The organism is Prevotella mikamonis, assembly GCF_055381405.1.
In genome coordinates this window covers 1220134-1246283 of the sequence record NZ_AP035785.1, presented here as the reverse complement: position 1 = coordinate 1246283, position 26150 = coordinate 1220134, and the positions used below count along the sequence as shown (strand labels likewise).

Sequence of the window (26150 nt, the reverse complement as noted above, 5' to 3'; positions counted from 1 at the left end):
GCAAATTGCAAAATAAACATAATTGTTTTTCTTTTTCTGATGATTGAAAGTGGTCGGGGCTGTAGATACACCTTATTATTATACTAAAAAACAAGGCTTGGTTTGGCTGTGAAGTTTTTTTTTCTTACCTTTGCGCCCTATATAAAAAGCGTGTGTACGCTTACTTTTCAGATGTATAATTACGTAAAAATAAAATCGTAAAGGCAATATGGGTAAGAAGTTTACCGAGCATAACGGTCTGGATTTGACACGGACCAATGATGACGTTTTAGCAGAGTGGGAGAAGAAAGATATTTTCCATAAATCCATTGACGAGCGCGAGGGATGTCCTCAGTTTGTGTTCTTTGAAGGGCCTCCTTCGGCAAATGGTCATCCGGGTATTCACCATGTGCTTGCCCGTGCCATCAAGGATACATTCAACCGATATAAGACTATGAAGGGCTTCCAGGTTTACAGGAAGGCCGGATGGGATACGCACGGACTCCCCGTAGAGCTTGGTGTGGAGAAAGAATTGGGTATCACGAAGAAGGATATCGACAATAAGGAGTCGGAGAAATACATCTCTGTAGAGGATTACAATCACAGATGCCGCGAGAATGTGATGAAGTTTACGCAGGAATGGCGTACGCTGACAGAGAAGATGGGCTATTTCGTAGACTTGGACCATCCCTATATTACCTACGACAACAAGTATATCGAGTCTATCTGGTGGCTTCTGAAGCAGATTCACAATAAGGGGTTGCTCTATAAGGGCTATACCATTCAGCCTTATTCGCCTGCTGCCGGAACGGGATTGAGTTCGCATGAGCTGAACCAGCCGGGCTGTTACCGTGATGTGAAAGACACTACGGTGACGGCGCAGTTCCTCATCAAAGAACCCAAAGAGGAATGGACGAAGTGGGGTAAGCCTTGTTTCTTGGCTTGGACGACAACTCCTTGGACGTTGCCTTCGAATACTTCGCTCTGTGTGTCGCCAAGTATTGACTACGTGGCCATACAGACTTATAACGCCTACGATGCTCAGCCGTTGACGCTTATCATGGCCGAAGCACGTGTAAATGCTTACCTGAAACCCGAAGGCGAAGTGACTGGCGATGCCGAGCTACCCGCTTATGCACATGGTGATAAGGTTGTTCCTTACAAAGTCATTGGTCATTATAAAGGCGAGGAACTTCTGGGTATCAGGTATGCACAGCTGATGCCGTGGGTGAAGCCGTGCGAAAAGCTGAACGATCTCTCTGCCCCTTACGTACAGGAATATGCCCGGCTGCATCCGGAAAAGGTGTTTGCAGGCGAAGACGGGCGCGATAAGTTCGTCGAAATGGAGAGCGAAGCCTTCCGTGTTATCTCTGGTGACTATGTCACAACAGACGATGGTACGGGTATCGTGCATATCGCTAACACTTTTGGAGCAGACGACGCACGTGTGGCTAATGCTGCCCATGTACCGGCATTATATCTTATCAGCAAGAAAGGCGAGACACGTCCAATGGTCGATTTGCAAGGCAAATACTACTTGCTGGATGAGTTGGATGCCAACTTCGTGGCCCATTGCGTAGATGTGGAAGCCTATCAGCGTCATGCAGGCGATTATGTAAAGAATGCGTATGCCCCGAAGTTTAATCCTAATGGAGTGTGGGATAAGAAGGCTACCGAATCTTCTGAAGACCTCAATGTGGTTATTTGCATGGAGATGAAACAGGAAGGTACGGCCTTCAAGATAGAGAAACATGTACACAATTATCCCCATTGCTGGCGTACAGACAAGCCGATTCTCTATTATCCATTGGATAGCTGGTTTATCAAAGATACGGCGAAGAAAGCCCGTATGGTAGAGTTGAACAATACTATCAACTGGCATCCGGAGTCAACGGGTACAGGTCGTTTCGGTAACTGGCTTGAGAACCTGAACGATTGGAATCTTTCTCGTTCACGCTTCTGGGGTACTCCATTGCCTATTTGGCGCGATGAGAACCGTGGCGAAAAGTGTATTGGGTCGTTGGAAGAACTTTACAACGAGATAGAGAAGAGTGTGGCTGCCGGTGTTATGCAGTCTAACCCGATGAAGGATAAGGGCTTTGTACCCGGTGACTATTCTCAAGAAAACTATGATAGGATTGATCTTCACCGTCCATATATCGACTATGTGGTCTTGGTAAACGACGAGGGACAGCCTATGTATCGCGAGATGGACTTGATTGATGTGTGGTTTGACAGCGGGTCTATGCCTTATGCACAGTTGCATTATCCCTTTGAGGGAGAGATGGCATCGGGCACCGAAGCCGACCGTGAAGCTATGGTGAAGAGCCAATATGAAGGTACTGCCATTGCTCCTAAGTTCTTCCCGGCAGAATTTATCAATGAGGGTGTAGACCAGACTCGTGGCTGGTTCTTTACATTGCATGCCATTGCAACGATGGTTTTCGACAGTGTTGCCTTCCGAAATGTCGTTTCTTCCGGTCTGGTACTGGATGCCAAGGGCAATAAGATGAGCAAGCACGTGGGCAATGTGGTAGATCCTTTTGAGATGATAGGCAAATATGGAGCAGATGCAGTACGCTTCTATATGCTGACCAACAGCGAGCCTTGGGACAACTTGAAGTTTGATGCTACGGGTGTAGACGAGACCCGTCGTAAGTTCTTTGGAACGCTTTACAACAGCTATTCATTCTTTGCGCTCTATGCAAATGTAGACGGGTTTGACCCAGAAATGGCTGCTGTGGCTCACGACCAGCGTCCGGAAATAGACCGTTGGATACTCTCTTGTCTGAATACATTAATCAAGAAAGTCGAGAAGGAACTCGAAGATTACGACCCAACCCGTGCAGGCCGTCTCATCGAATCGTTCGTCAACGATGATTTGAGCAACTGGTATGTACGTCTGAATCGTAAACGTTTCTGGGGTAAAGAGATGGACGGAGACAAGCTCAGTGCTTATCAGACACTCTATACCTGTCTGATGACGGTGAGCAAACTGCTGGCTCCGATGGCGCCATTCTATGCCGATGAGTTGTATCACGACCTTGGTGGCCAACTCGAAAGCGTACACTTGGAGAAGTTCCCCGTTGCCGACGAGTCGGCTATAGACTCCGCTTTGGAGGAGCGCATGGAGATTTCTCAGAAGATTACTTCGATGGTTCTGGCCTTACGTCGTAAGGTCAACATCAAGGTCAGACAACCGTTACAGCAGATTATGATTCCTGCTGTCGACGAACAGCAAAGAGCTTACATTGCAGCTGTGTCCGACCTGATTAAGAGCGAGGTCAACGTGAAGGAACTGAACTTCGTCGAAGGTCAGAGCATGCTGGTGAAGAAAGTGAAGTGTAACTTCCGTGTCATGGGTAAGAAATTCGGTAAACTCATGAAAGAAGTTGCTGCCCAGATGGATAGTCTCAGTCAGGAAGCTATTGCAGCATTTGAATCTGACGGCAATATCCGGTTGACTGTGCAAGGCCAGGAGGTAGTTGTCGAGGTGGCAGATGTAGAGATTATCAGCGAAGATATTCCCGGATGGCTCGTTGCAAATGAGGGAAATCTGACAGTAGCATTGGAAGTTGAACTGACCGACTCATTGTTGAATGAAGGTATGGCTCGCGAACTTATCAACCGTATACAGAATCTCCGCAAGTCTTCGGGCTTCGAAATTACGGATAGAATTGTGGTGACGGTTGCACCGAACAAGCGTTCTGATGCCGCTATTGCCGACTTCTGCGACTATATCAAAGCTCAGGTGTTGGCCGATGATATCGTCATTGCCGACAATGACGGACCGGAGATAGAGTTTGAAGAAGACAAACTGAATATCAAGATAGAACGAAAATAGAAAGTGACTGGATGGGAGATGGGTTTCTAAAGAACTCATTTCCCATTTTTTGTTCAACTTAATAATCACATAATTATGGAGAAGAAAGTGCGTTATTCTGATGAGGACTTGGAGGAATTCCGTGTGGTCATCAACGATAAACTAAAGTTGGCTCGTCGCGATTACGATGCCATGATGCGACAGCTGATGAATCTTGATGGCAATGATGTGGACGACACGTCTCCTACTTACAACAAAATGTTGGAGGAGGGTAGTGCCAATCAGAGCAAAGAAGAGATGATACAACTGGCGCAACGTCAGCAGAAATTTATCAAGGGACTTGAAGCTGCACTCATTCGCATCGAGAATAAGACCTATGGTATCGACCGTATGACGGGTGAACTCATACCTAAGGAGCGCCTTCTCATAGTGCCTCACGCAACCCTCAGCGTTGCTTCTAAGAATGCACGCAAGCGATGAATAGGATGAGGGTGCGTTTGACTGACGGTCGATTGGCCTTCATCTTGATTCTTGCCATCATTATCATTGATCAGATTATCAAGGTAGAGGTCAAGACCAACATGTGTCTTGGTGAATCTATCCATGTGACCGATTGGTTCTATATCAGTTTTATAGAGAACAACGGAATGGCCTATGGTATGACACTTGGTAGCAAGTTGGTATTGAGTATCATGCGTATCATAGCCATCTGCTGTATCGGATGGTATATCAGTAGTGTGGTGCGGGCAGTCCATCATACCGGCTATGTCATGGTGCTTTCCATGATTCTTGCTGGTGCGGCAGGCAATGTTTTCGACTCGATGTTCTACGGTTTGTGTTTCAATGAGTCGTCTCCTTTCGTCGTTTCCCACTTTGTGGACTTTGGAACTGGCTATGCTTCTTTCCTCGAAGGGAAAGTGGTCGACATGTTCTATTTTCCCCTGATAGTCACTACGTGGCCGGAGTGGGTTCCGCTCTATGGAGGACAAGAATTTATTTTCTTCTCTCCGGTGTTCAATTTTGCCGATGCCTGTATCAGTGTCGGAGTCGTTCTATTGTTAATTTTCTATCGTAAGGATATGGAAGGAATGGGCAATACGTTCAGAAACTCATTCCCTAAGAAAGCAGATGAACACACAGAATCATAGCAATATCGTCCGTGTAGCCACATTATTTCGCATGTTGGGCTTGCTTGTCATGGCGGGAATGTTGGTCGTATCCTGCAAACCTACTGTGCCATCGAGCATCATCCAGCCCGGCGACATGGAAGATATTCTGTATGATTATCATTTGGCTGAAGGGATTGCAGGACTTCCCGGAGCCGACAGCAAAGAATTTATTACCTATCGGGAAGCTGTGTTGAAGAAGCACGGTGTGACCTCGGCCGAATTCGATTCGTCTATGGTCTATTACCTCCGGCATACCGAACGGTTGGAGAAGATATACGAGTCGTTGTCCAAACGATTGAGCGATGAGTCGGCATCCTTGGGTGGCAACCGTGGAAGCGATGCCTATGGCATGCTTTCGGAGAATGGAGATACAGCTAATATCTGGCGTGGCGAGCGATCAATGGTGTTGTCGATGTACGAGCCTTTTAATCTCTATTCCTTTGTTCAGCCGGTTGATACGGCATTCCGTAAGGGCGACCGCCTGATGCTCGACTTCGATTCCCAGTACATATTCCAGGACGGTTCGCGCGATGCCGTGGCAGTATTGGTGGTGAAACTCCAGAACGACAGCATCGTATCTCAGGTGGTACATATCGGTGGAGGTAGCCGCCAGTCGGCTTCAATCGAGGATACCGGCAAGTTGGGAATCAAAGAAGTGAGAGGCTATCTCATGCTGAATACACGCTCGGATATTTCATCCCGCTCTTCAACGACCTTGCGTCTGTTGCTGATTAACAATATACGGTTGATTCGGATACATGCCAAGGCCGAGTCGCAGACGGCTTCTCAAGATAGTACCGCGGTGTCAGGGAAGGTGGATTCTGTTCCTCCGGCATCACGACCTACGCCTGATGGACGGCCGAGAAGATTGCCGCCGACGAGAGTTCCGATGGGAGGCATACGCTGATGAAGGATTCGTCGCCCCGTATTAAGCGTATTGCTGTGAACCGCTTGTTGGTCGATGGTGTGACGATTTGCCCGGCAGTGGTAGAGTTGCAGGGAGAGCGTGTACTCTCATTTTGTTCGCTGACCGAAGAACTTGCGATGACCGAATGGCTCGGAGGTACGTTGCAACTGGTGAAAGAGGGCGGTATATATAGGGTACGCATATAAGAATCCCGTTGCTTGACGGGCTTGGATATATAGCAAATAACAATGTTTTAATGGATTATTGGATATGGGAAAGAGAAAGATGTCTGTTCTCGTCATGCTGATGATGTCGGCATGGGGATTGGCATGTACTAATTTTATTGTAGGCAAGAAAGCCAGTGTGGACGGCAGTGTGATGTGTACTTACAACGCCGACGACTATGGTATGTTCATCGGATTGTGTCATTATCCTGCCGGCGTACACGCCAAGGGCGAGATGCGTAAGATTTACGACTGGGATTCAAAGGTATATCATGGTGAGATACCGGAAGCCCCGATTACCTATAATGTCATTGGCAACATCAATGAGTTTCAGGTTTCCATCGGCGAGACCACATACGGAGGGCGCGAAGAGATGGTCGATACCACCGGTATCATAGACTATGGCTCACTCATCTATTTGGGCTTGCAACGCTCGCGTACCGCTCGCGAAGCCATCCAAGTGATGACTAAGCTCGCAGAGACCTACGGTTATAACAGTGGTGGAGAGACTTTTACCATCTGCGACCCTAACGAAGCGTGGATTATGGAGATGATGGGCAAAGGTCCGGGTAGCAAGTCGGTAGTCTGGGTTGCCCAGCGTATTCCTGATGATGCCATCTGCGCCCATGCCAACCAGAGCCGTATCGGCAAGTTTGATATGAAGGACAAGGCTAATGTGATGTATAGCAAGGATGTCGTTTCGTTTGCTGTTTCCAAAGGATGGTATGATGGCAAGAAGGCCGATTTTTCTTGGAAAGAAGTCTATGCCAAGCCCGATTTCTCCGGACGTCGCTTCTGCGATGCGCGTGTATGGTCGTTCTTCAATCGTTTCAAGGCTGGCTTCGAGCGTTATCTGCCGTGGGCAGAGGGCAAAGACCCCAATGCCGAAGACATGCCGTTGTGGGTGATTCCCGATAAGAAATTGAGTTTACAGGATGTCGAGGCAGCCATGCGCGACCACTATGAGGGTACGGCTTTGGCTACCGACAGCGCCGATATGGGCGGTGGTATATGGCAGATGCCGTATCGGCCGACGCCATTGATGTTCAAGGTAGACGGCAAGGAGTATTTCAACGAGCGTCCCGTGAGCACACAGCAGACTGGTTTCTCGTACGTGGCCCAGCTGCGTGGATGGTTGCCAAGAGAGATTGGCGGTATTCTGTGGTTTGGCAACGACGATGGCAACATGGTAGCCTATACGCCCGTCTATTGCGGTAATAAGATACAGCCCAACTGCTATAACACACCTGGGGCAGATGCCGTGACATTCTCGATGGACAATGCTTTCTGGGTTTGCAACTGGGTAAGTAATATGGTATATCCGCGTTACAGCCAGATGTTCCCCGAATTGAAGGCAGTGCGCGATAGTCTCGAACAGTCTTATTTTGCAGCACAGAAGGATATCGAAGACAAGGCTATGCACCTCTATACTGCCGATAAGACAGCTGCATTGAAGTATCTGAATGATTACAGCAACCAGCAGGCCGAGCAGATGTTGGCTCGTTGGAAGCAGTTGGCTACCTATCTCATCGTGAAGTATAACGACATGACAGTGAAACCTACCGATGCCAACGGTCGCTTCAAGCGCACGCCGACCGGTTTGGGAGCACGTGTGAAGCGCGTAGGTTATCCCGATGCTTTCGCCAGAAAGCTGATTCAGTCTACCGGAGACAAATTCGCTGTGCCACAACCGTAATTTACTTGATATACTGCAAAGGCTTGTCAGTTTTGTTGCCAGGCCTTCGCAGTATTGCTGACTGGCCTTTGCAGCATTGCTGCTGAGCCTTTGCAGTAATTCGATATACAAATAAAGGGATGACCGTATGGCCATCCCTTTTTCCGTATCGTGTGTATATGGATTACAGACCGAGCTTCTTCATCGCGTCACCGGCAGCTTTAGAAGCTGCTTCGCCAGCTTTCTGCTTGGCTGTTTCCTTAGCCGATTCTACAGCCTCGTTAGCCTTTTTCTTGGCCGATTCCTTAGCTGCTTCTACACTTTTGGCAGCATCTTCAGCACCGGTCTTGGCTGCATTGACAGCTTCGTTGGCTGTAGTGGCTGCATCGGTAGGCAGGCTCTTGATGCCACTGATAAGTGTATTCACTGTAGCATTGTCTCCAACTACGCTCTTGATTTGGTCGGCATGTTCTTCTACGAATTGCTTTACTACCTGAGCATACTTCTTGGCTTCTTCCAGTTTGCCACCCTTAACAAGCTCTGCATACTTGGTCTGAAGTGAGGTGAGTGTCTTTGTCAGGTCTGTGCCGTTCTTCTCAGTCAGTTGATTGTTCAGCAAGTTAACGACTGCCTCGGCACTGTTGGCTGCAACAGCGGCTGTATCGACAGCAGCTGCTATTGAATCTGAATCAACTAATTGTGATGCACTCTTGGTCTGGTTGCCACAGCTAGCCATTGTCAAAGCTACAGCTACGGCTGCAAAAAAGATTTTTTTCATTGCGTTCTCTAATTTTAAATGATTACTAAATCGCTGCAAATATAGGTCATTTTTGGTTATGAAGCACTTTCTTTCAGTTAATAATAACAAAAAGAGAGCTGTAAAATGATTTACAGCTCTCTTCAACAGTTATTTTATCTGAATTGCTTAAATGGTTTCAGACCAATCTTCCTTTGTCTTGCGAACGTAGCTCTGGTAGCGGAGCTTAGCCATCTGCTCGGCAGCAGCGAACAATTCTTCTGCCTCGTTAGGATAAGCCTTCTGCACAGAGAGGTAGCGCACCTCGCCCAGGAGGAATTCGCGGAACTTGCTCCAGTCTGGTTCTTTAGAGTCAAGCGAGAATGGGTTCTTGCCTTCCTCGGCCAACATAGGATTGTAACGCCACAAGTGCCAGTATCCGCTTTCAACGGCGCGACCTTCTTCGGCTTGGCTCTTGCCCATACCACCCTTAGCTTTCAAGCCGTGGTTGATACAAGGAGCGTAAGCAATTACCAATGATGGTCCGGGATAAGCTTCGGCTTCACGGATAGCCTTCAAGGTCTGTGCCTGGTCTGCACCCATTGCAATCTGGGCTACATATACATAACCGTAGGTTGTTGCCATGAGTCCGAGGTCCTTCTTACGGATTCTCTTACCCTGAGCAGCAAACTGTGCGATAGCACCCAGAGGAGTAGACTTAGAAGACTGACCACCGGTGTTAGAGTAAACCTCTGTATCCAAAACGAGGATGTTTACGTCTTCGCCGGAAGCTATTACGTGGTCCAGACCACCGTAACCGATATCGTAAGAAGCACCGTCACCACCGATAATCCACTGTGAACGTTTTACCAGATAGTGGTCAAGTGTCTTCAACTCGGCACAAGTGGGGCAGCCGTTGGCAGCGCCTTCGGCAATCAGTGGCTTCAACTTAGCGGTAGCTTCCTTAGAAGCGGCAGCGTCGTCCTTACCCTCAATCCATGCCTGGGCAGCCTCTTTGAATGCTGCCGGAGTAGAATCCTGGGCAATCAGGTCGTTCAGCAGCAGGGTGATGCGCTCTTTCATCTTCTTGTTTCCGAGTGCCATACCCATACCGAACTCGCAGAAGTCTTCGAACAATGAGTTGTCGAAAGCAGGACCTTGTCCGTTCTCGTTGGTGGTATAAGGAGTAGAAGGCAATGAAGCCGAGTAGATAGAAGAACATCCCGTAGCGTTGGCAATCATTTCTCTGTCACCGAAGAGTTGAGAAATCAGCTTCACATAAGGAGTCTCACCACAACCGGCACAAGCACCTGAGAACTCGAACAGAGGCTGAGCGAACTGAGAGTTCTTCACGTTGCTCTGTACATCAATCATGTGCTGCTTGCTCTTAACGTTCTGAATGAGGTAGTTCCAGTTGTCAATCTGCTTCTGTTCACGTGTGAATGGAACCATCGCGAGAGCCTTACCCTGCTTGTTGCCCGGACATACGTCGGCACAGTTACCACAACCTACACAGTCGAGCGTGCTTACCTGAATGCGGAAGTGCATGCCTGCCATAGGCTTCGGAACCTTCATTTCGAGTGTCTTGTCGTCGAAGCCCTTCAGTTCTTCCTCGTCGAGTACGAACGGACGGATACATGCGTGAGGGCAAACGTAGGCACACTTGTTGCACTGGATACAGTTTTCAGCGGTCCACTCTGGGTGGAATGCCTCTACACCGCGCTTCTCAAAGGCAGAAGAACCGTTCTTCATCGTACCGTCGACCATATCGTATTTCACGAAGTCTGATACCTTCAAGAGGTCGCCCACCTGTCCGTTGATAGGACGTACAATCTCCTTGATGTATGCGGGAGCTGTATCTGTAGCGTCTTCTTCGTCGTCTGCAAGGTTAGCCCAAGCTGGGTCAACTGCCAGTTGCTTGTATTCGCCACCGCGATCTACGGCAGCATAGTTCTTGTCTACAACGTCCTGACCCTTTGTGCCGTATGATTTCACGATGAATTTCTTCATCTGCTCTACTGCCAAATCAACAGGGATAACCTCTGTAATGCGGAAGAATGCGCTCTGGAGGATCGTGTTGGTACGGTTGCCCAGACCAATTTCCTGTGCTATCTTGGTAGCATTGATATAGTAGACAGTAATATTGTTCTGTGCGAAGTAACGCTTAATCTTGTTAGGAATGAAGTTAGCAAGCTCCTCACCCTCGAAGATAGTGTTGAGAAGGAACGTTCCGTTCTTCTGCAAACCGCGGATAACATCGTACATTCTCAGGTAAGCCTGAACGTGACATGCCACGAAGTTAGGTGTATTTACCTGATAGGTAGAGTGGATGGGAGAATCTCCGAAACGCAAGTGAGAGCAGGTGAAACCTCCCGACTTCTTAGAGTCGTAAGAGAAGTAAGCCTGGCAATGCTTGTCGGTATTGTCACCGATAATCTTCACAGAGTTCTTGTTAGCACCTACAGTACCGTCGGCACCCAGTCCATAGAACTTAGCTTCGAACATACCTTCGCCACCCATCGGAATCTCTTCAATCAAAGGAAGTGATGTAAAGGTAACATCATCCACGATACCTACGGTGAAGTGGTCTTTCGGTTCAGCCAGTTCGAGGTTGTTGAATACGGAAATGATGTGTGCAGGAGTAGTATCGGCAGAACCCAAACCATAGCGACCACCCACAATCATAGGCTTGTTCTCTACGTCGTAGAATGCACTCTTCACATCGAGGTACAGTGGCTCACCCTCAGCTCCAGGCTCTTTGGTACGGTCGAGAACGGCAATACGCTTAACGGTCTCAGGCACAGCAGCGAGCAAATGCTTTACAGAGAATGGACGATACAGGTGTACTGAAATCATACCCACTTTCTTGCCTTGCTTCATCTGGTAGTCGATAGCCTCGCGAGCTGCCTCTGTTGCCGAACCCATCAGGATGATAATGTTCTCAGCATCCTTTGCACCATAGTAATTGAAGAGGTGATATTCGCGACCGGTAATGTCGGAAATCTTAACCAGATAGTCTTCTACTACTTCAGGAATATTCTCGTAATACTGGTTGCAAGCCTCACGATGTGCGAAGAATGTCTCTGGGTTTTCAGCTGTACCACGTGTTACAGGGCGCTCAGGTGAGAGCGCACGGTCGCGGAAACGCTTGATATCTTCCGGGTCAACGAGCTTAGCTATCTCGTCTTGGTCAATCTGTTCTATCTTGTGGTACTCGTGTGAAGTACGGAAACCATCAAAGAAATTGATGAAAGGAATGCTTGTCTTCAGCGTTACGAGGTGAGGAACTGCTGTCAAATCCATCACTTCCTGAACAGAGCCAGAGCAGAACATAGCGAAGCCGGTCTGTCTACAAGCCATGACGTCTGAATGGTCTCCGAAGATACAGAGAGAGTGTGTAGCAATGGTACGGGCCGATACGTCGAATACACAAGGTAACATCTCGCCCGCAATCTTGTACATGTTAGGAATCATCAACAGCAAACCCTGAGAAGCAGTGAATGTTGTTGTCAATGCACCTGCTTGCAGCGAACCGTGCAAAGCACCGGCTGCACCACCCTCAGATTGCATTTCCTGAACTGTCACCGTCTGACCGAACAAGTTCTTACGACCCTTGGCTGCCCAGGTGTCTACGTGTTCTGCCATCGGAGATGATGGTGTGATAGGATAGATAGCTGCTACTTCTGAGAACATGTAGCTCACATGAGCGGCTGCTTCGTTACCATCACAAGTGATAAACTTTTTTTCTTTAGCCATTTTATTGCAGATAAAATATTAATGAATTGTTTTTGTATATATTTACTTAATACAGAAAACCCAATAGCCATAAAGGTATTCTGTTGTCTTTTCCTATTTCTGTGTTGTAGCGTGCATAGAATGTATCGGGGTTGTACCTGATCTTATGTTCGCTCTTGGCGTCGCACACTCTGAACTTCAAGTCGTTGTCTACGATGAAATGTTGGTTTTTGCTGCCTTGGTTTACCAAGTGGTCTTTCCACAAGGCATTCACAAAGAAAGTCTCCATCATGTCCTGCTGATTCACCTTGATAGGGTAGATGGCGTGCATGAGATTGGAGTTGTGGAGCATCACCTTCGACGGCTTCTTGGGGAAATCCTGTCCCACAGGATAGATAATATTGATGAGTCGGGCATCGGCCAGATACTTGATGTAGTTCATGACGGTGGCTCGACTCGTGTTGATTTCTTCTGCCAGATTACTGATGTTGGGTGCTTTCGACCCGTCGAGTGCCAGCAGATAAAACAGTTTTTTTATCTTTGTGAGGTATTTCAGTTCTATTTGTTTGATGAGCAGAATATCCACTTCCGTCATCATATTCATGGTTTTGAGCAGATTCTCAGAGAAGTTCCTGTTCTCCAAAAAGAATGGATAGAAGCCATGATGCAGATAATCGGGGAAGAATTTCATCGGACTCACCTTGGGCAGAATCTCTTTGATGATGTGCTCGTGGTTCTCCAGAATGTCGGTTAAGGTGTAGGGAGCAAAGCTGTTGCCCGTCAGTAGGTTGATGTATTCGCGGAATGAGAATCCACGCAGGTTATAGCTCTTGACGATGCCGTTGAGTTCCGGGTTTTCTTCTTTCAGTCTCATGACACTACTACCTGTAAAGATTATCTTCAGTGCCGGGTAGTGGTCGTAGCATTTCTTGAGTTCCGAACTCCAGTTTGGCTGCTTGAACACCTGGTCTATCAGCAAAACCCTACCTCCCCTGTCTACGAAATCACCGGCAAAGTCGGCTATTCCTCTGCCTTGGAAATAGAAGTTGTTCATGTTGATATACAAGCACTGGCGGTCGTCAAGCTCGAAGTGTTCTTTCGCATATTGCAGCAAGAAAGTCGTTTTCCCTACGCCACGCGTTCCTTTGATGCCAATCATACGGTCGGACCAGTCTATTTCGTCCATCAGAGTGCGGTGCACCGGGGCGTTCGTATGCTCTACCAAATATTTATGCGTGCTGAAGAAAGCTTCCATATTTGCCTTGTCAGTTCTTGTGTCTATATTCTGTGCAAAGATAATCAATATTTCCAAATTTGCAAACTCTAGATAGCAAAATATGCTAAATGAACAAAAATAATTCATCGCAGATATTTGATGGTAAATTCATCTGGATAAATCAAAATCAAGGAAAAGAGGTTTTGCAGTCGAATTATGTTTCCGAATGGCATTCCTTCGGCGGAATATTGCTACTTTTGCATCACTTTTTCAGAACGCAAGATGAAACTACATATATTCAATCCCGAACACGACTTGGCATTGGCAGCCAACATTCCCAACTTTACTGCACCCCATGCAGCCCGTCAGCTTCGTGCCGACCTGGACTTTTTACCGGCTTTGTGGGCCGACGAGGGCGACTGGGTATTGGTCGATGACGTTGATGCTGTCGTGCGCCGGACGCGTCATTTGCGTCGCTATATGGCCGACGTGGAGTTTGTGACGCCTAAGTGTTTGGGTGAAAGGGAGATAGACGGAGTGGATATTCAGCCCTGGGGGCATGACACCGCACTTAATTATCAGCTGCTACAGATGACCCCCGCCTTTGCCGAAAGTGTGTTGTCCGATTTCCGTCTGGGACAGCAACGGCAGATGAGCGGACGGCCCTGGGCAGCCAAGCACTTGCTGCCGGCTCTGACGGAGTTTGACGGTACGGTGGGCAAGTCGTGGATAGTGACGAGCATGGATGGGCTGCGCGAGATTGTAGACGGTGGCGGCGACTTCGTATTGAAAGCTCCCTGGAGCAGCAGTGGGCGTGGCAACCGTTACTGGTTGTCCGACCGCGAGGTAGATACGCATCTGTTGGGATGGTGCGATAACATCATCCGAAAGCAGCATGCCTTGATGGTAGAACCTCTTTATAATAAGGTCTTAGATTTCGGGGTGGAGTTTTATGCGTCGGGCGCCGGGCAAGTCAATTATCTCGGATTGAGCATGTTCCGTACTGTTCATGGCGTGTATCGTGGCAATCTGCTCATGGCTGAACGGCAGAAAGAGGAGAGGTTGCAGAGCTATATACCTGCCCGACTGATACAGGATGTCTGCAATCGTATAACCCTACTGATGGGCGAACTGCTCGGTAATACCTATATAGGTCCGTTCGGAGTGGATATGATGGTGGTGACGGGCGCGAAGAAAGACGGCTCGACCGGTGATTTCCTGTTGCATCCGATGATAGAATTGAACCTGAGGCGAACGATGGGGCATGTGGCTTTGAGCCTTTCTGCACATCTGAATGAAGACGAAAAACGTGTCATGGTGATAGACTATGCCGACCGTTATCGCTTACATGTGGTCCGCAGCTGATGGCTGTTTGTCAGCTTTGGAAATTTACCTGATTGAGTGCAGGGGCTAGTCAGTTTTGCTGCCGAGCCTAGTCAGCATTACTGCAAAGGCCGGGCAGTAATGCTGTTTGGCCTTTGCAGTAAACGAAGTCCCCCCTTTGAATTCGAGGGTTTCTTCAAATCAAGAGCATAATAGTGTTGGAATTATAATGTATTGAATGGTAATTGGGGAGAAGCTTCCCCAGTTACCATTTTTTATTTTGAACATTCAAGATAGAATTGCATTTTTTTGAAAGAATATTTGGATAATTTAGAAAAAGCATTATCTTTGCAATCGAAAATTAGAAGATTCTCGGAATAGTTCCGAATCAACGATAACAGAACCCGTCGGCATCCCGTAGAACTGCTGGCGGGTCACCTTTTTTATATGGGCAAAAGCCACGCACGATAGAAGAACAGTTGCACTTGCTAAGAACTCGTGGAATGAAGTTCAATAGTGAGGAGAATGCGAGGACTTGTCTCTCACACATCAGCTATTTCCGTCTGAAATACTATTGGACGGATATGCTTGATGATGAGACAGAGCATGATTTCCTTCCCACTGCATTGTTTGATGATGTGCTTGCCCGTTATAACTTTGACCGTAATCTTCGGTTGGTACTTTTCGACGCCATTGAGATTATTGAGGTTGCTCTTCGTGCCAAGATAATCAATCACCTGTCACAAGCAAAAGGGAATGGGCTGTGGTATCTTGACAAGACTCTGTTTGAACGTGAAGACTATTTTGAGGACTTTGTGCTTGACTTGAAATATGAGTTCAGTCGTAGCACAGAACCCTTCGCAAAAGAATATATAGCTAACGCCCCTAACTGGGATGCAGAATCTAGGTGGTGACAATCCCGATGCTTGGATGATTATGGAGGTGGCTACCTTCGGTACATTATCAAAAATGTACAAGAACCTGAAGAACCAGTTGCCCTAACGGTCTATGATAGCCAATGACTTCGGTCTTTATTCTGCCAAGGAAATGTCAAGTTGGCTGGAGGCTATTTCTGTCCTGCGAAATATCATTGCTCACCATTCCAGGCTGTGGAACCGAAGCCTTTCTAAACAACCGATGAACCTCAAAGGACATCGTGACAAATGGCTCATCACGCTATTGAGTGACAATCAGAAGAAAAAGCCCTATGGCGTGATAACTGCTATGTTGTATTTGTGCAATGCAGTATATCCAGAGAACCAAATCAAGCAGAAACTGTTGCAACTGCTTGAAAGTAGTACCGATATACCCTATGCTCGACTCGGCTTCACAGGAGATTGGTGCAAAGAACCAATTTGGGGATAGCTTATTTAATGGGTTTTCTTATTTTCACGGAAAGCTACACTTCATAAACTCACCAACTAATTACCGAATACGAGGCAGCACCAATTATCCTTGGTAGTGGTGGATAAAAGTTCCAAACCGTTGTCTGTAGCTTTCTGAATGAGGCTCTCGGCGTCTTCGGTGTAGAATCCGCTTAGGATGAGTTTGGCATTGCTGCCCATCACATCTTTGAAGTTGTGCATGTCGTCGAGCAATATGTTGCGATTGATATTGGCCATTACGACGTCGAAGACACCACATACATGCGATAAAACGCTTGAGTTGCCCAGCAAGACGGTCAGGTTTTCGACATTGTTCAACCGTGCGTTGTGCTCAGAATTCTCTACACTCCATTCGTCGATGTCATAGCCTATGACTTCGTGGGCGCCAAGTTTGGCAGCCACAATTCCCAGAATACCAGTGCCACAGCCACAGTCAAGCACGCGTTTCTGCGATAAGTCCAACGCCAAGAGTTGCGACACTATCATCTGAGTGGTCTGATGTGTACCCGAACCGAACGCTTGCACTGGCTCAATGCCTATTTCCAGGTCTGTCAGCTGCGGAGCTTCGGCGGTATGCTTGGCATCGTATATGGTGATTTTCCCATCTACACTGATAGGGTCGAAGCCCTGTTCTTCCCATTCCTGATTCCAATTCTTGTCTTCAGCTTTCTCTGCCGTATAAGTAATGTGGATGCCTTCGAGTGGTAGTTGGGCAATTTGCTGGCTGACAATTTCATCATGAAACATGTCTTCCTGGATATATCCATTGATACCATCTTCTGTGTCTTCGAACGCCTCGAAACCTATTTCTCCCATAGAGTCGGCCAGCAGTTCGCTGGCAGCTTGTCTTAGTTCGCCTGTGGGAATGTTGAATTTAATGATTATATATTTCACGATGTGGTTTAATTTGTGTGCAAATATATAAAAAATAGGGAAAAACCTATCACTGGATAGGGAATTTCCTTATATTTGCATATAAATAGTAGATACTTTTGTATTAGTAAAAAGCGTAAAAGAATAAAAAGGAGCATAAATATGAAAAAGTTATTTTTTGTTTCGATGCTGGCTACATTCTTGCCATTGTCGTTGATGGCACAGGACGATGATCTCTACTTCACCGCGAAGAGGAGTGCTGAGCCAACTGAGATTTCTCCCAAGGCCGACAATAGAAATACCTATTATGTAGGTAGCAAGCGCGATGTCGATGAATACAATCGGCATGGCAAGTCGTGGAGTCTGTACCAGAAGGTAGGTGAAGATGGGAAAGGCAATGACATTATCCAGTTTCAGAAAGGTAATGGAATGTATCCGGATTCGGCCTACATCGACACGACTTTCGTGGGAAAATACTACGATACGGTGGTAGAAGATGACGATTATGCCTATACGCGTCGGATGTCAAGATGGGACGGATATTATGGTTGGTATTCTCCCTGGTACTCTCGTGGATGGGGCTATGGCCCTTGGTACAGTTCGTGGGGATGGTACGATCCTTGGTATTCGTCTTATTATTATGGTGGATGGGGATGGTATGATCCTTGGTACTATGGTGGCATGTATGGCGGATGGGGCTATCCCTATCGTGGTTACTGGGGCTATGGGGGCTATTGGGGCTATCCCGGTTACAGAGGCTTGTATGCCGTAGGCCGTCCGAGCAATGGTGTGCGTACCTATAGTTTCCCGAATCACCGTGGGGCAACGGCTTCTTCGCGTAGTGGTGTAAGAACATACTCGCGCAGCAATGCGGCAGGCCGTTCGGTTCGTCCAAGCCGTTCTGTATCCAATAGTAATTTTGGTCAGCGCTCGTTCGGCTCACGTTCTTATACGCCTAATATGAATAGTGGTGCATCCAGAAGCGGTGGCTCGTTTTCCGGTGGCGGTAGCTTCGGTGGCGGAACGCGCTCAGGCGGAGGGTCATTCTCCGGTGGTGGTCATTTCGGTGGAGGTAACTTCGGCGGTGGTGGTCATTTCGGACGTCGCTAAGGCTTGTCGTATCGTGAATTCAGAAATAGCTTAATTAAGGAAATAGTTTGTATCAATCATGAAGATTAAATATTACTCATTGGCTGCGATGCTGTCGTTGTCGCTGCCGGTATTAGCACAGGAAACCTATCAGGACGTAAAGTTGATAGACAATGATTTGAACGGAACTGCCCGTTATGTGGGCATGGGTGGCGCGATGGAGGCTCTCGGAGCTGAAATCTCTACCATCAGCACAAACCCTGCGGGCCTTGGCTTGTTCCGCAGCAGTCAGGTATTGATTTCGGGAGGATTGGTCAGTCAGCAAGACGCCAAGACGAGTCTGCCTTACGATAATTTCCGTTTCGACGGTAAGAAGACCAATATGAGCTTCGACCAGATAGGTTTGGTGTGGTCTCACCGTTATGGACGCACGTCGTTTGTGAACGTAGGTTTCAACTATCATAAGAGCCGTAACTTCGACCAGATACTCTCTGCTATGAATACGCTGTCGAATGCGTCGCAGAATAAGAACACTGCCCGCAAATACGACTACGGTAAGGAATTGAAGAAGCAGTATGGAGGCGATGTGGCCGATATGGTATGGAATGGTGTGGATGCTGCGTATGCAGAGATGCTTCCGTATGATAAGACGAATGATGTATATGGCTATTTCAATGCCAATAGGTTTATGTTCGGGCAATATCAGAAAGGATATATCGGCGAATACGACTTCAATATCAGCGGTAATATTAATGACCGCGTGTACTTGGGCTTGACATTTGGTTATCACGACGTGCATTATCGCAGCAACAGTTACTATACGGAAGACTTGGTTACGACGGATAATGCGATAGTCAATTCGTGGGAGAGCCTGAAGATTACGGGTTCGGGCTTTGATATTAAAATTGGTGGAATCTTCCGTCCGATGGCCGACTCGCCTTTCAGAATTGGTGTATATGTCAACAGTCCGACATTCTACGATCTGGATATGAGTTCTACGCAAGACTTGGAGATGGGTACAGCCACAGACAACAGGTCGGCCAAACACGGTTCTTCCTACAGCTATAAGGTATATACCCCGTGGAAATTCGGTTTGAGTTTGGGACACACGGTAGGCAACTACTTGGCGCTGGGTGCGACTTACGAGTATGCAGACTATGGCTCTATCAACAACAGACTGAACAGCGGCTCTTATTATGATGGGTGGAGTGTTTATGAGACGACGACCAAAGATGCCGAGATGAATACTCATACAAGTTCTACGTTGAAAGGTGTTTCTACCTTGAAATTGGGTATGGAGTTCAAGCCGGTAAAGGATTGGGCTGTTCGCCTGGGGTATAATTATCTGTCGCCGATGTTCGATAAGAAGGGTGTGCGTGATGGCTCGGTCATTTCTCCGGGTACGATGAATGCCTCGTCTACGGATTATACCAACTGGAAGTCGACCAATCGCTTCACTTGCGGTGTGGGCTATACGGTGAAGAAGTTCAATATAGACCTGGCCTATCAGTACAGTGCGCAGAGTGGCGATTTCTATCCATTCATGCCATACTACTACAATGCCGATGAAAGTGCGCATGTAGAGAACAACGTGGCCGATGCAACAAAGGTTGACTTCAAGCGTCATCAGTTGCTGCTGACCTTGGGTTATAGATTCTGAAAATCCCGTTATAGGGCTACTGAAAGATATTTGTATAACATTAGTTTTTTTAGTGGTTAATTTAGTTTTAGTAAGTATGTGAGAGACTTGTCGGGAGACAGGTCTCTTTTCGTTTGAAATAAGTGGAGGCTATATTTGTATTTTGGTGCTTTTTTGTGTATATTTGCAATACAATGAAACCGATAGACAGCCGTATCCTCCAATTAGCCATTCCCTCCATCATCTCTAATATCACAGCTCCGCTGCTGGGTATGGTAGACTTGGCTATTGTGGGCCATCTCGGCGACATGGCCCTTATCGGGGCTATTGCAGTGGGGGCGATGATATTCAATGTCATGTATTGGCTGCTGGGATTTCTGCGGATGGGTACGAGCGGTATGACGTCTCAGGCATTGGGCAGACGAGATTTTGGGGAGGTGATGACACTGTGGCTGAGTTCGCTGGTTGTAGGAGTAGGATTGGGCTGCCTGCTCATTCTTCTCCAATGGCCTATCGGCCACCTTGCTTTGGTCGCTATTCAACCCTCAGATGCAATTTGGCAGTTTGTCGAGACCTATTTCAGGATATGTATATGGGGCGCACCAGCCATGTTGGGACTGTATGGACTGACTGGTTGGTATATCGGCATGCAGAATACGCGAGTGCCGATGCTCGTGTCTGTCTTCCAGAATGTAGTAAATATAGTGGCCAGTCTGACCTTGGCGATAGGGATGGACATGAAGTTGGAAGGTGTGGCACTGGGAACATTGACAGCCCAATGGAGTGGCTTCTTGCTGTCTTTGCTGATTTGGCTGATGCGATATGGGAGGCTGAGCCGATATATGACGGGTGTGCGGCTGACGGGTAACTTCTTCACCGTGAATCGGGATCTGTTTCTTCGAACCGTATTTTTGGTGTCTGTCAACCTGTTCTTTGTCTCGGCAGGAGCGCGAAGTGGCGATGTGGTATTGTCGGCCAATACATTGCTGATGACACTTTACACCCTGTTCTCTTACATCATGGATGGCTTTGCCTTTGCCGGTGAGGCCCTTGGGGGGAAGAGCTTTGGGCAGCGCGACCGTGCCGGATTCGATGAACTATGCCGTAGGTTGGCTTTCTGGGGAGGTGGAATGGTGGTACTGTTCACCTTATTATATATGGTAGGTGGACATCTGTTGCTCAGTCTGCTGACTTCCGATGTTTCTGTATTGGCTGTGACCGACAGTTATTTGGGATGGGCCTTACTGATTCCGGCAGCCGGTGTCGGAGCTTTTATATTAGATGGAATCTTCGTGGGGTTGACTGCAACGCGTGGTATGATAACCTCCTCTTTCTTGTCGACAGTGCTGTTTTTAGTTGTCTATTTTGCAGGAATGGGCGTCTGGAGCAATCATGCACTCTGGTTGGCGTTTATCCTCTATCTGATGAACCGAGGAATAGTAGAATATATTTGGTTGAAAAAAATAAATAGAGTAATATGGAAATAGTTTATCTGTTAATAGGTTTGTTGATAGGAGCATCCGTTGCTTATCTCGTGCTTCGGACTAAGGAGAAAGAGAGGTATATGAATTTTCAGATACAGCAACAGCAGGAAATCAATGGAGTCAGGCTTGAGTTGGAACGTACCACCACCCAACTGGAGGAGGAGCGGAAGCATAATGAGAAGGAAACGGTACTGAGACAGGAGCAGATGAATCAGCAGTTGGAAACGGTGAGAGAGCAATTAGTGAATGCTGCTAATAAAATATTGGACCAGACGACGGACAAATTGAAAGGGCAGAATATGGAGTCTATGGGCCACCTGACGAAACCATTGATAGACAATATGGCCCAACTGGAACAGGCTATTCATCGTACTAACCAGGAGACAGCGAAGAATACGGCTTCGCTGTCGGAGCAGTTGAAGTCGATGGTAGAGCATACTGATAAGATAGATGCCACGGCTACAAGGCTCGCCAATGTGATGCGTGGGGCGAATAAGGCGCAAGGCTCGTGGGGCGAATTGGCTCTACAGAACCTTTTGGATAGCCAGGGATTGCGCTTGGGTATAGACTATGACATCCAACAGACGATTACCGACGAGAAGGGTATGGTGATATTGAATGAGGACAGTGGGCGACGTATGATTCCCGATGTGATACTCCATTATCCCAATAACGAAGATGTAGTCATTGATGCAAAGATGAGTATTGAGGCTTATTCGAAGTACATGAACGAGGAAAATGAAGACTTGAAGCGGAAATATGCCGAGGAAGTGGTGCGCAGCATCCGTACCCAATACCAAGGACTGGTGAAGAAAGACTACAGTCGGTATATCAAGAAGCCTAGAAGAGCCATTGACTTCGTGATAATGTATGTGCCTTATGATGGGGCTTTGCAACTGGCTTTAGAGACTGATCCGAAGCTATGGAGTGAAGCTTTCGACAAGCAGGTGTTTATTACCAGCCAACAAAACCTGATGGCTATTCTGAAAATCATACAGATAGCATGGCGTCAATACTCGCAGACAGAGAATCAGAAGAAGACATTTGAATTGGCTGAGGAGATGTTGAAGCGTGTTGGTGACTTCATTAAGAAGTTTGATAAATTAGGTAAAGACATTGATACGCTTCACAATGATTATACGGAGGCATATAAAAAGGCCTATACGGGCAGGCAGAGTATTGTGCAGAAAGCAAATGAACTGAAGGAGCTGGGGGTGAAGGAGACGGCAACCCATCCTATTCCTACGACGGTGGCAGAACTCGAAGCATAGTAGACAAAAAGTCTGGTGTTGTATAATAATACGACATATTTTTAGTTTTTGGCAAATGTTTGTTTCATATTGTTGAAATAACAGGAGATATAGTTATAGATAACTTTATTTTCGTATATTTGCAGAAACGAATGAATAAATAGCGAGAAGATATGATACTAGACATGGAAATGCTACAGACATTCTACGCTTCTTATGGAGACAGAGTGCGGAAAGCGAAGGAAAAAATACGCCGTCCACTTACTTATGCCGAGAAAGTGTTGTTTGCTCATCTATATAGCAATGAAGATTTGAAGCCTTATAAGCGTGGGGTGGACTATGTGAACTTTCGTCCGGATAGGGTAGCGATGCAGGATGCAACTGCCCAAATGGCTGTATTGCAGTTTATGAATGCCGGAAAGAGTCGTGTGGCAGTTCCTGCCAGTATTCATTGCGACCATTTGATTCGTGCCGATGTGGGTGTGCAAGAAGATTTACCTCAGGCACTGAAGACCAATCAGGAAGTCTATGATTTCTTAAAATCGGCTTCTCAAAAGTTCGGTATCGGTTTCTGGGGGCCTGGAGCTGGTATTATTCATCAAGTAGTATTGGAGAATTATGCTTTTCCAGGAGGGATGATAATAGGTACAGACTCGCACACTCCCAATGCTGGAGGATTGGGGATGGTAGCTGTAGGAGTGGGGGGAGCAGATGCAGTGGATGTGTTGACAGCTCAACCGTGGGAACTCAAGATGCCTAGATTGATAGGTGTGAAGCTTGCGGGAAAACTCTCTGGATGGGCATCTCCCAAGGATGTGATTCTGACGATACTGGGAATGTTGACGGTCAAAGGTGGTACAAATTCTATTTTGGAATACTTTGGCGATGGCCTGGAGTCGATTAGTACTACCGGTAAAGCCACTATCTGTAATATGGGAGCCGAACTTGGTGCTACATGTTCTGTCTTTCCATTTGATACCCAAGCCGATGATTACTTGAGAAATACAGGGCGTGAGGCGATAGCATCGCTTGCACAGCAATGTGCTGGAGACTTGCGAGCAGATGCAGAGGTGTATGATTCGCCCGGAAAATTCTATGATCAACTGATAGAAATAGACCTTTCAAAAGTAGAACCTCATCTGAATGGTCCGTTCACACCGGATGCTGCGACACCCATTTCCCAAATGGAGGCGAAGGTTTCGGCCAATGGTTATTCCCCGATTGTGGAGGTTGGACTCATTGGAAGCTGTACAAATTCCAGTTATGAAGATTTGTGTAGGGCTGCAAGTGTGGCTCGACAGGTTGCTGAAAAACATATTCCGGTGAAAGCACAGCTGATTATTAATCCTGGTTCGGAGCAGATACGATATACCGCAGAGCGGGATGGTATACTGGCCGAATTTACTAAAATTGGTGCTGTGATCATGACGAATGCGTGTGGCCCATGTATTGGTCAGTGGAAAAGGCATACCGATGATAACGAGCGGAAAAATTCCATCGTGACATCATTTAATCGTAATTTCAGACGTAGGGCAGATGGAAATCCCAATACATACGCCTTTATCGGTAGTCCGGAACTGACAATAGCTTTGGCCATAGCAGGTAGGTTGGACTTTAATCCTGCTACGGATACGTTGTTGGACGAGAATGGTAATATCGTGAAGTTGGATGAACCGACCGGTTATATTTTCCCACCCAAGGGGTTTGAAGTGAAAGACAAAGGCTTTATAGCGCCTTCTGACGAGTACAATAACACCGAAGTAATCATCAATCCGCAATCCAATCGCCTTCAAAGGTTAGCTCCGTTTGCAGCATGGGATGGTCGGGATTTCACAGACTTGCCATTGCTTATCAAGACACAAGGGAAGTGTACGACCGACCATATTTCTATGGCTGGGCCGTGGTTGAAGTTCCGTGGGCATCTGCAGAATATCTCTGATAACCTTTTGATGGGTGCGGTGAATGCTTTCAACGGCGAGAGTAATCATGTGAAGTGTCAACAGGATGGGATGTATATGGCTGTCTCTGCGGCAGCGAAAGCATATAAGGAAGCAGGCCAGGGGAGTATCATAGTGGCCGAAGAAAATTACGGTGAAGGGTCTAGTCGGGAACATGCTGCCATGGAACCGCGATTCTTAGACGTGAAAGTGGTGCTTGCCAAGAGCTTTGCCCGTATTCATGAGACCAATTTGAAGAAGCAAGGAATGCTGGCATTGACCTTTGCTGATAAGGCTGATTACGATAAAATATACGAGGACGACCGTCTGTCTGTAGTCGGACTGGCAGACTTTGCTCCCGACAGACCACTGCATGTGATTGTCAAACATCAGGATGGAACGCAGGAAGAGTTTCTTGCCGAGCATACTTATAATACTGTTCAGGTGGCTTGGTTTAAAGCCGGGAGTGCACTGAACTATGCAAAACTGAATGAAGAATCATAAATCCTACGTCGAATATGGCAAGAGTAAGTAAGACAGGACAGATATTGAATGTGCCCCATGTGGTCACTGTGCCGTTTATAGAGGGCGACGGTGTAGGAGGTGAAGTGATGCCCGTGTGCCAAAAGGTTGTTGATGTTGCTGTGCAGAAGGCCTATCAGGGCAAGCGAGCTATCGAATGGATGGAGGTCTTGGCTGGTGGAAAAGCTTTTGAACAGACAGGAGAATGGCTGCCAAAGGTAACGCTAGATACTTTTCAGGATTATCTTATCGGTATCAAAGGACCGCTGATGACGCCTATAGGTGGTGGAATTCGGTCGTTGAATGTAGCTTTGCGCCAGACGCTCGATCTGTATGTTTGCCAGCGTCCTGTGCGTTATTATCAGGGTGTTGTTTCGCCGGTAAAGCATCCGGAGAAGGTGGATATGTGTATTTTCAGAGAGAATACGGAGGATATTTATGCCGGTATAGAGTGGGAGTGCGGTAGCATTGAGGCTCAAAGATTCTTTCAGTTTCTGCATGCCGAGATGGGAGTAACGAAGGTTAGATTCCCGGAAACATCAGCATTTGGGGTGAAACCAGTGTCCCGCGAAGGTTCAGAAAGACTTATAAGAAGTGCTATCGAATACGCTTTGGCACATCAGTTGCCCTCTGTGACGCTTGTACATAAGGGCAATATCATGAAGTTTACTGAGGGTGGATTCAAGAACTGGGGCTATGAATTGGCCGAACGAGAATATGGTGATGCACTCAGGAGTGGGGCTTTGGTGGTGAAAGATTGTATCTGTGATGCCTTCCTTCAAAATGCACTCTTGAAACCGGAAGACTATAGTGTGATAGCAACGATGAATCTGAATGGCGACTATGTGAGCGATATGTTGGCTGCTCAAGTGGGTGGTATCGGTATTGCGCCAGGGGCAAATATCAACTATCAAACCGGCCATGCCATCTTTGAAGCCACTCATGGTATTGCTCCCGACATAGCAGGGAAGAATCTTGTGAATCCATGTTCACTTATTTTGTCAGCAGTGATGATGCTAGATTATCTGGGATGGAAGGAAGCTAGCGAACTAATCAATCAAGGATTGGAGCATCTGTTTGCCCAAGGATATGCCACGACTGATTTGGCTAAGTTTATGGAGACAGGTAAACCGCTTGGTACACGTGAATTCGGTGATATGCTGATAGACTCACTTTAAAACTAT

The 26150-nt window shown here is 47.1% G+C and carries 17 protein-coding genes and 1 pseudogene; 14 read left to right on the top strand and 4 right to left on the bottom strand.

Annotation, left to right across the window (positions count from 1 at the left end; translation table 11 throughout):
• Positions 1–208 precede the first annotated feature (208 nt).
• The 6 genes from ileS (at position 209) to ACZ42L_RS05365 (ending at position 7798) form a co-directional block, all read left to right on the top strand.
• Positions 209–3823 carry an isoleucine--tRNA ligase gene (ileS, locus tag ACZ42L_RS05390; RefSeq protein WP_464716851.1) on the top strand — a complete coding sequence of 1205 codons (3615 nt, stop codon included), beginning with the start codon at positions 209–211 and terminating at the stop codon, positions 3821–3823.
• A gap of 75 nt (positions 3824–3898) precedes the next feature.
• Entirely contained in the window at positions 3899–4282 is a 384-nt protein-coding gene (locus ACZ42L_RS05385; protein WP_464716850.1) for a TraR/DksA family transcriptional regulator, read from the top strand.
• Complete coding sequence (locus ACZ42L_RS05380) at positions 4279–4950, top strand: lipoprotein signal peptidase (protein ID WP_464716849.1); 672 nt, start codon at positions 4279–4281, stop codon at positions 4948–4950. Before ACZ42L_RS05385 ends, ACZ42L_RS05380 begins: the two co-directional genes overlap by 4 nt.
• Positions 4931–5878: a DUF4296 domain-containing protein gene (locus ACZ42L_RS05375; RefSeq protein WP_464701302.1), complete on the top strand. Its 948-nt coding sequence runs from the start codon at positions 4931–4933 to the stop codon at positions 5876–5878. The genes ACZ42L_RS05380 and ACZ42L_RS05375 overlap by 20 nt, the downstream gene beginning before the upstream one ends.
• A complete protein-coding gene (locus tag ACZ42L_RS05370) occupies positions 5878–6084 on the top strand; it encodes a hypothetical protein (RefSeq protein WP_464706979.1) in 207 nt (68 codons plus the stop codon). Before ACZ42L_RS05375 ends, ACZ42L_RS05370 begins: the two co-directional genes overlap by 1 nt.
• A 64-nt stretch (positions 6085–6148) precedes the next feature.
• Positions 6149–7798, top strand: coding sequence for a dipeptidase (locus ACZ42L_RS05365; RefSeq protein ID WP_464716848.1), 1650 nt, complete (start codon positions 6149–6151; stop codon positions 7796–7798).
• Between the two features lie 163 nt (positions 7799–7961).
• On the opposite strand, the gene ACZ42L_RS05360 is transcribed toward ACZ42L_RS05365, so the two are convergent.
• From ACZ42L_RS05360 to ACZ42L_RS05350, 3 genes are all read right to left on the bottom strand, one after another.
• Entirely contained in the window at positions 7962–8555 is a 594-nt protein-coding gene (locus tag ACZ42L_RS05360) for a hypothetical protein (RefSeq protein ID WP_464716847.1), read from the bottom strand.
• A 147-nt stretch (positions 8556–8702) separates the two neighbouring features.
• Positions 8703–12269: a pyruvate:ferredoxin (flavodoxin) oxidoreductase gene (gene nifJ / locus ACZ42L_RS05355; protein WP_464706976.1), complete on the bottom strand. Its 3567-nt coding sequence runs from the start codon at positions 12267–12269 to the stop codon at positions 8703–8705.
• A gap of 46 nt (positions 12270–12315) precedes the next feature.
• The gene (locus ACZ42L_RS05350) at positions 12316–13503 is read right to left on the bottom strand and encodes an ATP-binding protein (protein WP_464701653.1); all 1188 of its coding nucleotides are present in this window, start codon (positions 13501–13503) and stop codon (positions 12316–12318) included.
• 243 nt (positions 13504–13746) lie between these two features.
• Here ACZ42L_RS05350 and ACZ42L_RS05345 point away from each other — a divergent pair, with 243 nt between their 5' ends.
• Both ACZ42L_RS05345 and ACZ42L_RS05340 read left to right on the top strand, forming a co-directional pair.
• A complete protein-coding gene (locus tag ACZ42L_RS05345) occupies positions 13747–14829 on the top strand; it encodes a hypothetical protein (RefSeq protein ID WP_464716846.1) in 1083 nt (360 codons plus the stop codon).
• A 461-nt stretch (positions 14830–15290) separates the two neighbouring features.
• Positions 15291–16152 (top strand): annotated as a pseudogene (locus ACZ42L_RS05340) (Abi family protein).
• A 56-nt stretch (positions 16153–16208) separates the two neighbouring features.
• On the opposite strand, the gene prmA reads toward ACZ42L_RS05340, so the two are convergent.
• On the bottom strand, positions 16209–17066 hold the full coding sequence (gene prmA, locus ACZ42L_RS05335; RefSeq protein ID WP_464716845.1) for a 50S ribosomal protein L11 methyltransferase: 858 nt from the start codon (positions 17064–17066) through the stop codon (positions 16209–16211).
• Between the two features lie 141 nt (positions 17067–17207).
• Here prmA and ACZ42L_RS05330 point away from each other — a divergent pair, with 141 nt between their 5' ends.
• The 6 genes from ACZ42L_RS05330 (at position 17208) to icd (ending at position 26144) form a co-directional block, all read left to right on the top strand.
• On the top strand, positions 17208–18155 hold the full coding sequence (locus ACZ42L_RS05330; protein ID WP_464716844.1) for a hypothetical protein: 948 nt from the start codon (positions 17208–17210) through the stop codon (positions 18153–18155).
• Between the two features lie 58 nt (positions 18156–18213).
• A complete protein-coding gene (locus ACZ42L_RS05325; RefSeq protein WP_464716843.1) occupies positions 18214–19794 on the top strand; it encodes an OmpP1/FadL family transporter in 1581 nt (526 codons plus the stop codon).
• Positions 19795–19967: 173 nt separating this feature from the next.
• Entirely contained in the window at positions 19968–21260 is a 1293-nt protein-coding gene (locus ACZ42L_RS05320) for an MATE family efflux transporter (protein ID WP_464716842.1), read from the top strand.
• Positions 21251–22528 carry a DNA recombination protein RmuC gene (locus ACZ42L_RS05315; RefSeq protein WP_464716841.1) on the top strand — a complete coding sequence of 426 codons (1278 nt, stop codon included), beginning with the start codon at positions 21251–21253 and terminating at the stop codon, positions 22526–22528. The genes ACZ42L_RS05320 and ACZ42L_RS05315 overlap by 10 nt, the downstream gene beginning before the upstream one ends.
• Positions 22529–22680: 152 nt before the next feature.
• On the top strand, positions 22681–24948 hold the full coding sequence (locus ACZ42L_RS05310) for an aconitate hydratase (RefSeq protein ID WP_464716840.1): 2268 nt from the start codon (positions 22681–22683) through the stop codon (positions 24946–24948).
• 14 nt (positions 24949–24962) lie between these two features.
• Positions 24963–26144 carry an NADP-dependent isocitrate dehydrogenase gene (gene icd / locus ACZ42L_RS05305; RefSeq protein ID WP_464716839.1) on the top strand — a complete coding sequence of 394 codons (1182 nt, stop codon included), beginning with the start codon at positions 24963–24965 and terminating at the stop codon, positions 26142–26144.
• The last annotated feature ends 6 nt before the right edge of the window (positions 26145–26150 follow it).

Bases quoted from the DNA above. Each gene is read 5' to 3' on its own strand.
- ACZ42L_RS05380 (WP_464716849.1), top strand. From the start codon at position 4,279: ATGAATAGGATGAGGGTGCGTTTGACTGACGGTCGATTGGCCTTCATC.
- ACZ42L_RS05375 (WP_464701302.1), top strand. From the start codon at position 4,931: ATGAACACACAGAATCATAGCAATATCGTCCGTGTAGCCACATTATTT.
- ACZ42L_RS05350 (WP_464701653.1), bottom strand. From the start codon at position 13,503: ATGGAAGCTTTCTTCAGCACGCATAAATATTTGGTAGAGCATACGAAC.
- ACZ42L_RS05320 (WP_464716842.1), top strand. From the start codon at position 19,968: ATGAAACCGATAGACAGCCGTATCCTCCAATTAGCCATTCCCTCCATC.
- nifJ (WP_464706976.1), bottom strand. From the start codon at position 12,269: ATGGCTAAAGAAAAAAAGTTTATCACTTGTGATGGTAACGAAGCAGCC.
- ACZ42L_RS05330 (WP_464716844.1), top strand. From the start codon at position 17,208: ATGAAAAAGTTATTTTTTGTTTCGATGCTGGCTACATTCTTGCCATTG.
- ACZ42L_RS05365 (WP_464716848.1), top strand. From the start codon at position 6,149: ATGGGAAAGAGAAAGATGTCTGTTCTCGTCATGCTGATGATGTCGGCA.
- ileS (WP_464716851.1), top strand. From the start codon at position 209: ATGGGTAAGAAGTTTACCGAGCATAACGGTCTGGATTTGACACGGACC.
- ACZ42L_RS05325 (WP_464716843.1), top strand. From the start codon at position 18,214: ATGAAGATTAAATATTACTCATTGGCTGCGATGCTGTCGTTGTCGCTG.
- icd (WP_464716839.1), top strand. From the start codon at position 24,963: ATGGCAAGAGTAAGTAAGACAGGACAGATATTGAATGTGCCCCATGTG.
- ACZ42L_RS05360 (WP_464716847.1), bottom strand. From the start codon at position 8,555: ATGAAAAAAATCTTTTTTGCAGCCGTAGCTGTAGCTTTGACAATGGCT.
- ACZ42L_RS05385 (WP_464716850.1), top strand. From the start codon at position 3,899: ATGGAGAAGAAAGTGCGTTATTCTGATGAGGACTTGGAGGAATTCCGT.
- ACZ42L_RS05315 (WP_464716841.1), top strand. From the start codon at position 21,251: ATGGAAATAGTTTATCTGTTAATAGGTTTGTTGATAGGAGCATCCGTT.
- ACZ42L_RS05370 (WP_464706979.1), top strand. From the start codon at position 5,878: ATGAAGGATTCGTCGCCCCGTATTAAGCGTATTGCTGTGAACCGCTTG.
- ACZ42L_RS05345 (WP_464716846.1), top strand. From the start codon at position 13,747: ATGAAACTACATATATTCAATCCCGAACACGACTTGGCATTGGCAGCC.
- ACZ42L_RS05310 (WP_464716840.1), top strand. From the start codon at position 22,681: ATGATACTAGACATGGAAATGCTACAGACATTCTACGCTTCTTATGGA.